The following is a 13,816-nucleotide window of genomic DNA, read 5'->3' on the forward strand; positions in this document are numbered from 1 at the left end:
AGCCCGCCGTGCTTATGGAGCCAGCCCCAAGGTCCGGTCAGGGTCGCGGCGATTTCGGCATCGAACCGAACCGCCGGTGAGGCCACCAAACCTCACTGGCGGTTCGAAAGGCCAAGCACCTGCCATAGCTGACTGAGCTCGTGCGCCATTCGGGTCGCCAGCCAATTTGCTATTTCGATTGTGACCGGACTAAGCGGCCTGTTCTTCGGCGCTAACAGGCAGTGATGTCGCCCAGTGATGGACCTGAGCTCGGTTGCGGGAATAAAGGCCCCCTTGACCAGAGCGCTGGAGACCACGCTCACCCAGCCTAGGGCGATGCCCTCTCCATTGAGCGCGGCTTGCAGGATCACGGCATAGTCCGTGAATTCGTGCCACGCGCCCTTCGGGAAAACAGCGGAGTGGCCATCGCGCCGGAACGCTTTCCACTCATCGGGCGAATGGTCGCTCAGGTGCAGGAAGACGTGTCCCTCTCCGTCCCGGTTCAGCGGGCCCCTGGCCTTGGCGTAGGAGGGGCTGCACACCGGCAAAATGATTTCCGGAGCAAGCGGCCAGCGATGGTAGCGGGCGTCATCCTGCGGATCGATCCGGGTCGCCAGATCGACATTGTCCGGAATGCCACGCATGGCCCCGGCAATCAGGTCGAAGCGCAGGTCGACCTGCGGAAAGGCGGCATAGAACTCGCCGAGCCGCGGCAAGAGCCAGTGGGCCACGAAGGATGTGGAGAGCGAAAGGGTGATCACGGGCTTGGCGTTCTGGCTGCGCGCCTGGATGCTGCGCACCGAAGCGCCTATACGCCCGAACCCGTCCGTCACGGCCGCGTAGAGCTCGGAACCCTCGGGCGTCAGGGCCAGCCCGCGCGCCTGGCGGTCGAAGAGCCTTACGCCCAGCGCGCCCTCCAGCTGGGCGATGGCGCGACTGATGGACGGCTGCGACACGTTGAATTCGGATGCCGCGGCCGTGAAGCTGCCAGCGCGCGCAGCTGCCTCGAAAACCAGGAGAGCTCTCGGCGACGGGACGGTGCGTGACAACGGAGCCATACGCTCAGCGTATGGCGTCCGAAGCTTTTTTCAAGCTGGCCGGAAGGGTCCCGATCGGGGAATCTCGCCGGCGCGGAAGGGTCGACAGGGCTGGCGTCCCGCGGTCAGCCAAAGGGAGCTTCCAGGAATGACACGACACGCCGATGCGGGCGACCGCACCTCCGACCCGCTCCTGCAGCCCTTCCAGCTCAAATCCATCCAGCTTCGCAACCGGATCGTCAGCACGAGTCATGCGTCCATGCTGGACGAGGGCGGCATGCCGCTGGAGCGCTACCAGCGTTACCACGAGGAAAAAGCCCGCGGTGGCCTTGCCATGACGATGGTCGGCGGCTCCGCAATGACGTCGCCTGACTCGAGCTGGGGCGGGGGTCAGCTCGACCTCTCGTCGGATCGCATCATCCCGCATCTCCAGCAACTCTCGGCGCGCATTCACGCCCAGGGAGCCGCCGTGATGTGCCAGGTGTCGCATCTTGGCCGGCGCGCGACGTCCTTCGCCAATCACTGGCTGCCGGTGGTGGCGCCGTCGCGGATCAGGGAAACACGCAACCGGGCCTTCCCGCGCGAGATGGACCGGTCGGACATCGACCGCATCGTGGCCGACTTCGCGGACGCCGCGCGCCGCTGCGTCGAGGGCGGCATGGATGGGCTGGAGACCGTGACCGGAGGCCATCTGATTGGCCAGTTCCTGTCACCTCGGACCAACCAGAGGACGGACGGCTTCGGCGGCTCGGCCCGGAACCGGGCGCGTTTCGGCCTGATGGCCCATGAGGCGATCCGCAAGGCGGTGGGGGACGACGTCGCGGTCGGAATCCGGTTCGTGATCGATGAAGGCGTTTCGGACGGCTCGGACGTCGAAGACTGCCTCGAACTGGCCCGCCTTTTCGAGCGCGAAGGCCATATCGATTTCTTCAACTGCATCTACGGCCGTATGGACACCGAGCTTGCCCTCACCGAGGACAACATGCCGGGCATGTTCCAGGCGAACGCGCCCTTCCTGGGCAAGGTCGAGCAGTTCCGAAAGGAGACCCGGCTGCCGCTGTTGCACGCCGCCGGCATCCGAGACCTTGCGACGGCGCGCCACGCCGTGCGCGAAGGGATTGTCGACCTCGTCGGAATGACGCGGGCGCATATCGCCGATCCCCACCTCGTCGAGAAGCTGATCCGGGGAGAGGAGGATCGGGTGCGCCCCTGCATCGGCGCATCTTATTGCCTCTACAAGAAGGTCAACTGTATCCACAACCCGACCAGCGGACGCGAAACCACGCTCAGCCCGACGGTGGCGCGCGCCGGGGAGCCGCTGAAGGTGGTGGTCGTCGGCGGTGGACCAGCCGGACTGGAGGCCGCGCGGGTGTCCGCCGAACGCGGCCACGTGGTGGCGCTCTATGAGGCCGCGCCGAAACTGGGCGGCCAGATCCTCGTGGCGGCCTCCGCGGCGGAACGCAAGGACTTGATCGCGATCGTCGACTGGCGCGTGCGGGAGCTCGAGCATCTTGGCGTCCCGGTGCATTGCAATACATACGCGGACACCGACGCGATCCTCGCCCAGTCGCCCGACATCGTCATCATGGCCACCGGTGGCGTGCCGGACCTGGAATGGCTCGACGGCGCCGAGCTGTGCGACAGTGTCTGGGACGTGCTCACAGGCTCGGTGGCCGGCAAGGACGATGTCTTGATCTACGACGGGACGGGTCGCCAACCCGCGGCTTCCTGCACGCTCCACCTTGCCCGCCAAGGCAAGGCTGTGCTGCTCGCGACCCCGGACGATTCCTTGTCGATCGAGATGCCCTACACCGACAAGTCGAGCTTTCGCCGGCGCTTTGCTGAACTGGGCGTCCGCTCGATGACCGACATGCGCCTCGTGCGGGTGTCGCGCCGGGCCAACGGACTGGTCGCCCTGTTCCGTCACGAACTGACAGGGGCGGAAACCGAAATCGAGACCAAGCAGGTCGTGGTTGAACATGGGACAGCCCCCCTGACGGAGGTCTACGACGACCTGCGCGGCCGCGCGGCCAATCGTGGCGTCACGGATCCCCGCTGGCTCATCGCGCGCGAAAGCGGCGCTGAGCGAACCGGGAGGGCGCCCGGGACCTTCGACCTGCATCGCATCGGCGACGCCGTCGCCAGCCGCGACATCTACTCGTCCATCCACGAAGCCTACCGGCTGTGCTCCAAGCTGTAAGACGGCGCCCGCCGCGCTATCCGATTGACGAAAGAACGCGACGGCTCGGCCGATCCGATTCAAGCTACGCCGATCGGCGCGCCATTCGACCCGCACTATGACGTTCGCGCCCAACGGACCGATCGATGCGCGCCCGACAGCTCGAAGTTTTCTGCACCCTGATGCGATGCGGCACCGTGACGGGCGCCGCCGCGATGCTCAACATTTCGCAGCCGGCCCTGAGCCAGATTCTGCTGCACACAGAGGACCAGCTCGGGTTCAAGCTGTTCGACCGGGTACGCGGCCGTCTCATCCCGACGCAGGAGGCGGATGAAATCTTCCCGCAGGCCGAGCAGATCTTCGCGCAGCTCGGCGCCCTGCGTCGCCGCACCGTGGACATGCGGCAAGGGCGCACCGGCCTGGTGCGTCTCGCCGCCTCGGCCCCGCCATCGATGTCGATCCTGCCGCGGGCGCTGGCCGGGTTCCGTGAGGAGCATCCCGAAATCGTGGTGCGGACGCTGATCGCCCCGATCGCCAGCATCGTCGACATGCTGCGCAACAACGAGGTGTCGCTCGGCATCGCGATGAACGACCTGCCGCAGCACGAGATCCAGGTCGAGACGATCGGCCATGCCGAGCTCGTGTGCGTGATCCCGGAGGGACACCGGTTCGCCGGACGCGAATGGATCCACTTTCGCGACCTTCTCGAGGAAACGCTGATTTCCTATCGGGCGGACACGCTTCCGGCTCGGCTCGTGACGGCGGTGGCCGAGGCCGAGGGGCTGACCTATGCGCCCGCAATCGAGATCGACCTGTCGATCACGGCCCTGCCTTTCGTCCGGGAGGGACTGGGCGTTGCGCTGGTGGACGGGCTCCTGCCGTGGGAGCAGTTCCCCGGGGTTGTCAAACGGCCCTTTGCGCCCAGCATCCAGGTGCCGATCGCGCTGCTGACGCGCAAGGATCACATCTTGTCCAGCAATCATGAGTTGATGCGCGACCATCTGCGGCGCGCCTGCGCGACCCTGGGCTGGAGCTCTCGCCGGTAGGGGCCTAGGGCGTTTCGGCCGGGGCCTCCGCCGCAAGCGCCCACACGGGCGCGGGGCGAGCCGGCGCCTGGCCACGCAGTCGTCCTACCGCTTCGGGCGAGCTGAAGCCGACCGTCGCGGCGATGATCTCGGCGCTGGACAACTGGCAGTAACGACCCTGACACCGCCCCATGCCGGCGCGGCAAATCGACTTGGCGCGGTTCGCTTCGGCTCCGCCATGCACGACAGCCTCGCGGATCGAGCCGGCCGTGACCGCCTCGCAGCGGCAGACGACGGCCTGGTCGGGGAGGGCGCTCACCATGCCGGCTGGCCACGGAAAAGCGCGGGCGACGCCCTTGGCGAAGGCTTTGATCCGGGAAAGGCGCTTGATGTCCCGGGAGGCGTCGGGCGCGGGCAGGCCGAGGTCGGACAGGCAAGCCGACGCGGCAAGTCGGCCGGAGACCTCAGCGCCGTCGGCCCCGAGCAACCGGTAACCATCGCCCGCCAGATAGACGCCCGGGGCGGCCCGGCCGAAAGCGTCTCCACGGGGCAGCCACTGGCGCCAGGCCTCGTCCCAATCAAAAGCGCATCCGGCGAGTTCGGCGAGCAGCGTCTCGGGACGCAGGTGCCAGCCGAGCCCCACCGCGTCGCAGGGCGTGTGGCGCTCGCGCCCCGCAGCGTCGCGCCAGCGGATGCTGGCCGGCCCTTGGTCGTCCGTGTCGATTGCGACGAGCTGCGCGCCCGGATGGTAGAGCCGCCCCAACGTGGCCCGCATGGCGACGCCGCGCAGCGCCAGGGCCGGGCGCGACAGAAGGCCGGGACAGCAACGCAGCTGCGCTCCGAGCGGAGCCGTGTCGAGAACGGCGGCGACGCCCGCGCCCGCCTTCAGCAGTTGCGAGGCGAGCAGCGTCAGCAGCGGCCCTGATCCGGCGAGGACCATGCGCCGGCCAAAGGCCGCGCCCTGCGCCTTGAGGGCGATCTGCATCGCGCCGAGGCTATAGACGCCCGCGTGTTCCCAGCCCGGCACGGGCGCCAGCCGGTCCGTCGCCCCGGTGGCGAGGATCAGGCGATCAAACGCCATCCAGGACGCGCCTTCCGGACCGAGAACCTGCACTCGTCCGTCCGCGACCGCCAGAACGGAGCTGCCGGACCGATGCTGCAACCGTCCCGCGGCCGCCATGGCGTCGAAGGCGGCGTGCAGGGCGACCGCCTTGCCGACTTCAGAGCCGTAGAGCGTCCCGGGCGGGCGCTTGAATCCGTCCGGCGGCCGCCGGTAGATCTGTCCGCCGGCGCGAACGCCTTCGTCGATCACCACCGGGACGAGCCCGGCGGCGGCGAGGGTCTCGGCGGCCCGGATGCCGGCCGGGCCGGCGCCCACGACCACGACGCAAGGGGGCGTTCCGCTCATGGCCATTGGCCGGGCGCCGCGGTGAGGAGGCGCATGCCGTCCGACAGCAGGGTGGCGCAGGCGCGCAGGCGCGGGCCTCGCTCCTGCCAGACCCAGCAATCCTGGCACGCTCCCATAAGGCAGAAGCCCGCGCGCGCCTCGCCGCCGAACTCGGAGCGCCGCAGCGCGGGTGCGACCGACAGAACCGCGGTCAGCACCGTGTCGCCCGCGAGCGCATGGCGCGGCGCACCATCGAGCGTGAAGCTCACGGGCGGCCGGTCGAGCTCTGAAAGCCGGACCAGACGGGCCACCGGGCCGGCCCCGCTCATTCGGCCGCCACGCGGATTGTCGTGGCCGGCGCGGGCAGGTTCGGGAAGCGAGCCCGCGCCTCGGCGAAGGATTGCGCCACGCCCTGCGCGCCAGCCCGGCCTTTCATGCGGCGAAAGATCTCCGTCTTCGTGAAGAAGCGCCAGTGGATCGGCAGTCCCGCCAGGATGGCGGTCAGCGTGGCGTAGGCCTCGCGCGTCCACTGCGCCTCGTAGCCATCGCGCTCGGGACCGAAATGGAAGTGCCCGCGATGAGGAACCTGCGCGCGGCGCAGCGCCGCCGTGGCGGCCTCGTCGACCTCGCCGTCCCGCAGGACGACCCCGTACTCGGTCTCGGCCGCCGCGGCCGAGACGTAGCTCCGCGCGACGTCCCGGGCGACGCGCCAGGGCTCGCGTTCGCGAGGGTCGCCGCGGCCGCCGCCGCCGGCGGAGCGGATCGCCAGCACGTCGCCGGGCTGGAGAACGGCGGTGTCGATGTTGCCGAGGCGCCGCGCGTCGGGCGAGCCTGGGTTGACCACCATGTCGGACAGTCCGGCGGCCCGTCCGCCCAGGACGCCCCAGGGGCGGAAGAAGCTCCGGTCCCGGTTGCGGGCCGTGATGCGGCTGTCCGGCGCGAAGACGCGAAACGCCATCTCGGTCGCGAGCCCGCCACGCCAGCGGCCGGCGCCGCCGCTGTCCCTGGCCAACCCGTAGCGGATGAATTCGACGGGCGTTTCGGTTTCGGTGATCTCGATGGGCGTGTTCCTGAGATAGGCGGCGTCCGCTCCGGAGCCGTTTGCGCCGTCCCGGTGCGGCATGCCGCCGCCGCCGCCCACCACCGGGTTGACGGCCGCGATCACGGTGCGCCGGGTGCGCTCGTCCGTCGTCATGACGTTCACGATGCAGTTGTTGCCCGCCGGAGCGGCCGGGAGGCGGTCCGGCAGCACCTGTGAGAAAGCGCCGAAGATCACAGAACGCAGCCGTGCGCAGGTGAGGGAGCGCATGCCCACCGCGGCCGGGAACACCGGATTGAGCACCGTGCCTTCCGGGGTGATGCAGGTGAAGGGGCGCGTCAGCCCCGTGTTGAGCAGGATCTTGGGGTTGAGCGTGTAGAGCACGTAGTAGACGCCCACCAGCAGGATCGTGTGCCGCGGGTCGCCGCCGGAGGGAACGTTGAGCGACGACGCGAGCTGGGGGTCGGAGCCGGTGAAGTCCAGCACCGCCTCGTCGCCGCGGATCGTCAGCGTGACGTTGAGGCGGCAGGGGTTGGCCTCGACCGAGTCCTCGTCGGCGTAGTCGGCGAACTCCCACACCCCGTCCGGCATGGCGCGCAGCATGTCGCGCGCCTGCGCCTCGGCATGGTCCAGCAGCGCCTCCACTCCGTCCAGGAAGGCGTCGCGGCCGAACTTCTCGATCATCGCCAGGATCTTGCGCTCGCCCGTATTGAGCGCGCCGACGAGAGCTTTGATGTCGCCGACATTGAGGTCCGGCTTGCGCACGTTGGTGGTCATGATCCGCAGGATCTGCTCGTCGAAAACGCCCTCGTTGACGAGCTTCATCGGCGGGAAGCGGATGCCCTCCTGGTGGATTTCCGTGAGCGCGCGCGAGAGCGAGGCCGGGACGGCGCCGCCCATGTCGGTGTTGTGGATGTGCCCGCCCGTCCAGGCGACGATCTCGCCCTCGTGGAACACGGGCTTCCAAAGGTGGGTGTCGGGCGCGTGCGTGGCGACGTAGCAGGAATAGGGGTCGTTCGTGAACGCGATGTCGCCCGGCTTGTAGTCCTCCACCATCGCGATGGCGCGCCCATAGGTGAGGCCCGGATACCAGGTCGCGCCGAGCTCCATCGGAACCCCGAACGTCTCACCCTTCCGGTTCATCAGCATGACGGTGAAGTCCTCGGTCTCCTTGACGAAGGCCGAGTGGGCGGTGCGCTGCAGCGTGTGGGCCATGTTCTCGGCCGCCGCGCGGACGTGATTGGCCAGGACCTGCAGGTTCATGCGGTCGAACATGGGCGTCACTCCGCGAAGGTCAGGTGAAGGTTGAGATGACGGTCGACCCTGAGCTTCGAGCCGGCCGGGATCGCGCAGGTGGTGTCCTCCTGGGCGATCACGGCCGGGCCCTGGAAGTGGTCGCCCGGCCGAAGGTCTGACCGAAGATAAAGGTCGACCGGCCTGCTCGCCCCGTCGATGTGGACCTCGATGGCGCGAACCGGGCGGGCGACGGTCTCGACTTCCTCCTCGGTCGCAAACGCGACGGCGGGCCCGGCGCCGATGGCCGACAGCCGCAGGCTGATGACCTCGATGCGGCCAACCGGATCGTCGAAATCGTAGAGGCGCGCGTGACCCTCGTGGAAGCGGCTGGCCACCGCGGCGACGTCGCCGTCGCGAAGCCAGGCGGGCTGCAGCGGGATCTCGATCTCGTAGCTCTGGCCGGCGTAGCGCATGTCGGCGAAGAGCAGCAGGTCGGCCGGGCCGCTGTGCCCCTGCGCCTTGAGCCACTCCTGTCCCTCGGCCGCCATGGCCGCGAAGGCGGCGTGCAGGGATGGCAGGAGTTCGGGTGAGAGTTCGGCGAAAAGGGTGCGGATGAAGTCGCCGCGCAGGTCGGCCACAAGGCCGCCGAGCGCGGAGACGACGCCCGGCCGCCGCGGCGCGAGCACGCGCGCCATTCCGGTTTCGCGCGCCAGGAAGGCGCCCAACATGGGGCCGCCGCCGCCAAACGGCATCAGGGCGAAATCCTGCAGGTCCACGCCGGCCCGCGAGGCCAGCTTCTCGACTTCCACGAACAGCTCCGACACCGCGATGTCGATGATCGCCTGGGCGGTCGCCTCGACCGGTCGGCCGAGCTGCTCCGCCAGGCTCGCGACCGCCGCACGGGCAAGCCCCACATCCATCTGGAGCTGGCCGTAGGCCATCTGGCTGTGGCCGAGCCAACCGCACACCACCATGGCGTCCGTAATCGTCGGGCGCTCGCCGCCGCGGCCGTAGCAGGCCGGCCCGGGAGTCGAGCCGGCGGATTCGGGGCCGACCCGTAGCACGCCCTGCGCATCCACGCTGGCGATGGAGCCGCCGCCGATCCCGATCGAGCTCACCGCGACCGAAGGGATGTAGAGCGGAAACTCGCCAATCATCTCGCCGGCGCCGAACTGGGCCTCGCCGTCGATGATCAGGGCGAAATCCGACGAGGTGCCGCCGATGTCGAGCGTGAGAATACGGCTTTCGCCAGCCTGACGCGCCAGCCACGCGGCGCCGATCACGCCCGAAGCCGCGCCGGACAGCAGCATCTTGACGCAGGAGCCCTTGCCTTCGGCGGCGTTCATGACGCCGCCGTTCGACTTGGTGAGCAGCGGCCGCGCCGGCACGCCGCTCAACGCAAGCCGCTCCTCCAGCGCCGTCAGGTAGCCGGCGACGCGGGGGTGGACATAGCCGTTCAGGATGGCCGTCGAGGTGCGCTCATATTCGCGGATCACCGGCCAGACCTCGGCCGACGTGAACACGAAGAGCTCCGGCGCAAGCCGCGCGATCTCGGCCTTCACCATCGCCTCATGGGCGTCGTTGCGCCAGGCGTGCAGAAACGCGACCACGACGCCGAGGGCGCCTCTCGCCTTCGCGGCGACGACCGCCTCGGCGACTTTGCCGAGGTCGGGCCGCAGGGTTTCCGAGCCATCCGCCCGCAACCGCCCCGGGATGCCGAAGATCATGTCCCGCGAAGCCAGTTGGTCCGAGCGGCGACAGAACAGCGAATAGGTCTCCGGCATGCGCAGGCGGGCGAGCTCGATGACGTCCTCGAATCCCGCGTTGGTGAAGAGGGCCAGCGCAGCGCCCTTGCGCTGGATCACGGTGTTCATGCCGACGGTCGTGCCGTGCACGAAGCGCGTCACCGCCTGGGGATCGAGCCCGTCGCGCTCCCGGAGCAGGGCCAGCCCCGTCATCAGCTCCGCCCCGGGGTCATCCGGGGTGGTCAGCACCTTGAGGGAGGCCATGCGGCCCGAGCCGGTTTCCAGCGCGCAAAAGTCGATGAAGGTGCCGCCGATGTCCACGCCGATCTTCCAATCGGCGGCGCTTCGCCGCTCCGCGCTGGATGCTGTGTCGCTCATGTCCGATCCTCGTTCCGGGCCCGGAAAGCTGGCACGCGGCCGGCGGGAGGGTCCAAGACGCAAACGGGGCAAAGGCATAAGATCGGCTTATAGGCAGCCCATAGGTCGGGCTTATGGGCGGCCCTCGTTCCTGTCTTTGACGTCCGGGCGGGACCGGGCCAGCCTGCTCGACTGAAACAGAGGCGCAGGTCGGGGTCGCGGATGGACGTGCTCGTGCTTGGGGGAGGGTTGATGGGAACGGCTGCAGCCTATTTCCTCGCCCGGCGCGGCGTGCGGGTCACGGTTCTGGAGCGCAACCGCGTCGGCTCCGGGGCGACCGTGGCGTCGTTCGGCAATGTCCGGCGCACCGGCCGCTACCTGCCGCAACTCCCGCTCGCGCATCGCTCCAGGGCCTTATGGGGCGAAGCGCAAGCCATGCTCGGACGGGATGTGGAATTCCGCGTCACCGGGCACCTCCGACTGATCTTCGAGGAGGACGCGCTGGCCGACATGCGCGGCTTCGCCGAGGCCGCGCGCCCCTGGGGGCTCGACCTCGAGGAACTGGGCCCCAACGAGGTCCGGGCGCGCTTTCCAGGGCTTGGCCCGAACGCCATCGGGGCCTCGTTCTCGCCCCAGGATGGCTGCGGCAACCCGCGCCTGATTGCGCCGGCCTTCGCTGACGCGGCGACCCGGCTGGGAGCCACGATCGTCGAAGGGTGCTTGGCGGGTCCGATCGAGACCACGGGGTCGGGCTTTCGCGTGCAGACGTCGAAGGGCGCCTTTGAGGCGGAAGCTTTGCTGAACACGGCCGGGGCCTGGGGCGCCCGCGTCGCCGCGCAGTTCGGCGAGGACGTGCCGATCACGGCCCGCGGCCCTCAGATGGGCGTCACGGAGCCTCTGCCCCACCGCGTCTTGCCGGTGGTCGGGATCTGGACGCGCAGGCCCGGGACCGACTGCTACTTCCGGCAGGTCGAGCGCGGCAACATCGTGTTCGGCGGCGCGGCCGAGCGGACCCAAGTGGACCTCGATCCCGGCCAGGCCAAGGCGGATCCGGCACGCCTTCCGGGCCAGCTTCGCGCGCTCCTGCGCCTCATTCCGGCGCTGGCCGACGCCACCGTGATCCGGACCTGGTCGGGCTGCGAGGGCTACTTGGCGGACATGTTGCCCGTGATGGGGCCGTCGGCCACCACGCCCGGCCTGTTCCACGCGTTCGGGTTTTCGGGCAGCGGCTTCCAGCTCGGTCCGGGCGTGGGCGACGTCATGGCGGAACTGATCGCCACCGGCGGCGTCGCCGATATCCCGCTCGCCGATTTTCGCATCGACCGGTTCGCCAGCGTCCCGGCGGCCGCGTCAACGGCGGCTAGCTAAGCGCGTGGCTGGCCAAGGCGTAGATGCGCGGGGCTCCAGCCGAAGGCGCGACCGGAAGCCAGGGAGACGAGGCGAGCGACATGGTCGTCACGGTGTCGAACACGGGCAGACCTGCGCGAACGAGCAGTTCGGCGAAGGGGCCTGCTTCGCTCCGTGTGTCGAGGCGAACGAAGGACCCCGCATGAGCGGCGATGTGCGGCGCCGCGAGCGCGACCGCATCCTCGTCGGTCGTGGCCACGAGCGGACCGACGACGTAGCCGCGGCCGAAGGGCCTGCAAAGCCCATAGCCGACCACCGCGCCGTCGCGCTCGAGCACCAGACCCTGGGACATCCCTGCCAGCAGGTCGAGAAGCCTGCGGCGGTCAGCCCCGAAAGCTACCCGGTCGAGCGCCGCGATCGCGTCCATGTCGGCGGGGGCGATGGGCCGCAGCATCCCCCTGGGTTTCACGTCGGCGGTAAGCCGCGCTTCGCCCTGGCATTGATAGACGGTCGCCTCGTCCTTGAAGCCCATGGAGCGGTACAGCGGCTGGGCGGCGCGCGTCGCGTTGAGCCCGAGACGACGCGGCGCTGTTTGGGCGATCACGTGTTCCATCAGCCAGCGGCCTGCGCCATGGGTCTGCAGGCGTGGCGACGTGATCAGCATCCCCATGGTGGCGAAGTCCTCGCCATGCGTGAACCACATGGCGGTGCTCAGCACGCGCCCGATCTCGTCGCTGGCCGCAAGCCCATGCCCGAAGCCGAGCAGCATCTCCCAGTCCGCCTCCCGATGCGGCCAGCGCACCGCCATGGACAGGGCGTGTAGTCGTCCTAGTGCGACATCGCGGATGTCCCCGATGCGCATCTTGTAGGTTTCGAGCGCGAGCTCGGTTGTAAGCGTCACGGCCTGGCCTGCCTTCGTCCCAGCTCCCGCAACCTAGTTAGCAAAGTCGGCGCGAAATCATGCGCTGCGGATTGGCGCAGCGCCGGCACATTGCACTGATTTCGGCTTCGCGGATCCTTGCAGCCCGCCGCCACTGCGATCACGACCCATTTCGGCGCGATCTGCCGCGCCGCGCCGGTGCTTTGAAGCAATATGCCGCCCGGGAGCAGCGAAGGTGCGCCGTCGCCGAGCAGCGGCGCCGCAATGGCGCCCGGCCGGGCTGCGGGAGCTTTCGCTGTGGCTTTTCTCTTCACCTCGGACGCCGCGCGGGCCCGTGTGTTTGCAGAGGTCTTTGCGCGCGGACAACCGGAACTCGCCTTCGTGACGGACCCGAGTCAGGTGGATCCAAATGCGGTCCGTTATCTGCTGTCGTGGACTCTTCCGGACGACATCGCCCGGTACCGGAATCTCGAAGTGCTCTTCTCCATCGGGGCGGGCGTCGACCAGCTCCGGCTCGACATGCTGCCGGAGCACGTGCGGGTCGTCAGGATGGTCGAGGACGGCATCGTCCGCATGATGCAGGAATACGCCACGCTGGCCGTTCTGGCGCTCCACCGCGACCTTCCGGGCTACCTCGACCAGCAGCGCCGCGGCGAATGGCGCGCCCGGGCGACGACGCAAGCCCCCGATCGCCGGGTCGGTGTGCTGGGCCTTGGTCTGCTCGGCCAGGCGGTGCTCGATCGCCTGAAGCCCTTCGGCTTCCCGCTGGCCGGCTGGAGCCGTGCGGCGCGCAGCATCCCGGGCGTGGCCTGCCATCACGGCGCAGAGGGCCTCGAAACGTTCCTGGCCGCGACCGACATCCTCGTATGCCTGCTGCCGCTGACGCCCGAAACGCGCGGTTTGCTCGACGCGGACCTGTTCGCGAAGCTGCCGGCGGGGGCCGCATTGGCCCATATCGGCCGAGGGCCGCAGCTGGACCAGGACGCTCTGCTGGCGGCGCTTGACGCCGGCCATCTGTCGGGCGCGGTCCTCGACGTCACGGATCCCGAGCCGCTGCCGCCCGAGCACCCGCTCTGGCGTCACCCGCGCGTGATCGTCACGCCCCATATCGCCAGCGTCACGCAAGCCGAAGGCGCCGCGCGCGCGGTGCTCGACAACATCCGCCGCCATGAGGCCGGCCAAGCGATGGTCGGCCTCGTCAACCGGGCGCGCGGCTACTGATCCACCCGCCTAGGAGACCTTTGATGAGCCTTCTCAAAACCATTGATCCGACCCCGTCTTCCGAGGCCGTCCTGTCCAAGGCGGCGCCTGACAGACTGATCTCCGGAGATCCCGCCTTCCGCACATGGGCCCAGGACAGCGCGCGCGACGGGACCGTGCGGACGGGCGTATGGGAGGCGACACCCGGTGAAACGGTGTCGCTCAAGGGCGAAACCTTCGAGTTCTGCCACATTTTGGACGGCGTCGTGGAGATCACCGAGGAGGACGGCGCACCGGCCACCTACCGCAAGGGGGACAGCTTCGTGATGAAGCCGGGCTTCCGCGGCGTGTGGCGCACTATTGAGACCGTCCGCAAGATCTACGTCGTGGTTGGCTGAGGCGCGC

The 13,816-nt window shown here is 69.2% G+C and carries 12 protein-coding genes; 5 read left to right on the forward strand and 7 right to left on the reverse strand.

The annotated features are described in order from the left end of the window. Nucleotides 1-92 precede the first annotated feature (92 nt). Nucleotides 93-1,037 (reverse strand): LysR substrate-binding domain-containing protein, encoded by a 945-nt coding sequence (locus tag ABEG18_RS10635; RefSeq protein ID WP_406858033.1) that lies wholly within the window; start codon nucleotides 1,035-1,037, stop codon nucleotides 93-95. A gap of 127 nt (nucleotides 1,038-1,164) precedes the next feature. Here ABEG18_RS10635 and ABEG18_RS10640 point away from each other — a divergent pair, with 127 nt between their 5' ends. Together ABEG18_RS10640 and ABEG18_RS10645 are read left to right on the forward strand one after the other, a co-directional pair. Further along, on the forward strand, nucleotides 1,165-3,216 hold the full coding sequence (locus ABEG18_RS10640) for an FAD-dependent oxidoreductase (protein ID WP_406858587.1): 2,052 nt from the start codon (nucleotides 1,165-1,167) through the stop codon (nucleotides 3,214-3,216). A 125-nt stretch (nucleotides 3,217-3,341) separates the two neighbouring features. After that, nucleotides 3,342-4,241, forward strand: a complete 900-nt coding sequence (locus tag ABEG18_RS10645; RefSeq protein WP_406858034.1) for a LysR family transcriptional regulator — start codon at nucleotides 3,342-3,344, stop codon at nucleotides 4,239-4,241. A gap of 4 nt (nucleotides 4,242-4,245) precedes the next feature. On the opposite strand, the gene ABEG18_RS10650 is transcribed toward ABEG18_RS10645, so the two are convergent. From ABEG18_RS10650 to ABEG18_RS10665, 4 genes are read right to left on the reverse strand one after another with little or no spacing between them, the layout of a single operon-like run. After that, a complete protein-coding gene (locus ABEG18_RS10650; RefSeq protein WP_406858035.1) occupies nucleotides 4,246-5,634 on the reverse strand; it encodes an FAD-dependent oxidoreductase in 1,389 nt (462 codons plus the stop codon). Then, nucleotides 5,625-5,936, reverse strand: coding sequence for a (2Fe-2S)-binding protein (locus ABEG18_RS10655; protein ID WP_406858036.1), 312 nt, complete (start codon nucleotides 5,934-5,936; stop codon nucleotides 5,625-5,627). Before ABEG18_RS10655 ends, ABEG18_RS10650 begins: the two co-directional genes overlap by 10 nt. Further along, nucleotides 5,933-7,921 (reverse strand): hydantoinase B/oxoprolinase family protein, encoded by a 1,989-nt coding sequence (locus ABEG18_RS10660; protein WP_406858037.1) that lies wholly within the window; start codon nucleotides 7,919-7,921, stop codon nucleotides 5,933-5,935. Before ABEG18_RS10660 ends, ABEG18_RS10655 begins: the two co-directional genes overlap by 4 nt. Before the next feature lie 5 nt (nucleotides 7,922-7,926). Further along, complete coding sequence (locus ABEG18_RS10665; protein ID WP_406858038.1) at nucleotides 7,927-10,005, reverse strand: hydantoinase/oxoprolinase family protein; 2,079 nt, start codon at nucleotides 10,003-10,005, stop codon at nucleotides 7,927-7,929. Between the two features lie 201 nt (nucleotides 10,006-10,206). Between ABEG18_RS10665 and ABEG18_RS10670 the strand changes: the two genes are divergently transcribed. Continuing rightward, nucleotides 10,207-11,352 (forward strand): NAD(P)/FAD-dependent oxidoreductase, encoded by a 1,146-nt coding sequence (locus tag ABEG18_RS10670; RefSeq protein ID WP_406858039.1) that lies wholly within the window; start codon nucleotides 10,207-10,209, stop codon nucleotides 11,350-11,352. Here ABEG18_RS10670 and ABEG18_RS10675 read toward each other — a convergent pair. Then, nucleotides 11,345-12,193 carry a GNAT family N-acetyltransferase gene (locus ABEG18_RS10675; protein WP_406858588.1) on the reverse strand — a complete coding sequence of 283 codons (849 nt, stop codon included), beginning with the start codon at nucleotides 12,191-12,193 and terminating at the stop codon, nucleotides 11,345-11,347. The two genes, ABEG18_RS10670 and ABEG18_RS10675, sit on opposite strands and share 8 nt — an antisense overlap. Nucleotides 12,194-12,228: 35 nt before the next feature. Next, a complete protein-coding gene (locus ABEG18_RS10680; RefSeq protein ID WP_406858730.1) occupies nucleotides 12,229-12,525 on the reverse strand; it encodes a hypothetical protein in 297 nt (98 codons plus the stop codon). Here ABEG18_RS10680 and ABEG18_RS10685 point away from each other — a divergent pair. Both ABEG18_RS10685 and ABEG18_RS10690 read left to right on the forward strand, forming a co-directional pair. Then, nucleotides 12,509-13,432: a 2-hydroxyacid dehydrogenase gene (locus tag ABEG18_RS10685; RefSeq protein WP_406858040.1), complete on the forward strand. Its 924-nt coding sequence runs from the start codon at nucleotides 12,509-12,511 to the stop codon at nucleotides 13,430-13,432. The genes ABEG18_RS10680 and ABEG18_RS10685 overlap by 17 nt on opposite strands. 23 nt (nucleotides 13,433-13,455) lie before the next feature. Next, nucleotides 13,456-13,809, forward strand: coding sequence for a cupin domain-containing protein (locus ABEG18_RS10690; protein WP_406858041.1), 354 nt, complete (start codon nucleotides 13,456-13,458; stop codon nucleotides 13,807-13,809). Nucleotides 13,810-13,816: the final 7 nt, after the last annotated feature.

It is taken from the genome of Alsobacter sp. KACC 23698 (genome assembly GCF_045348435.1).
Classification (GTDB): domain Bacteria; phylum Pseudomonadota; class Alphaproteobacteria; order Rhizobiales; family Beijerinckiaceae; genus Alsobacter.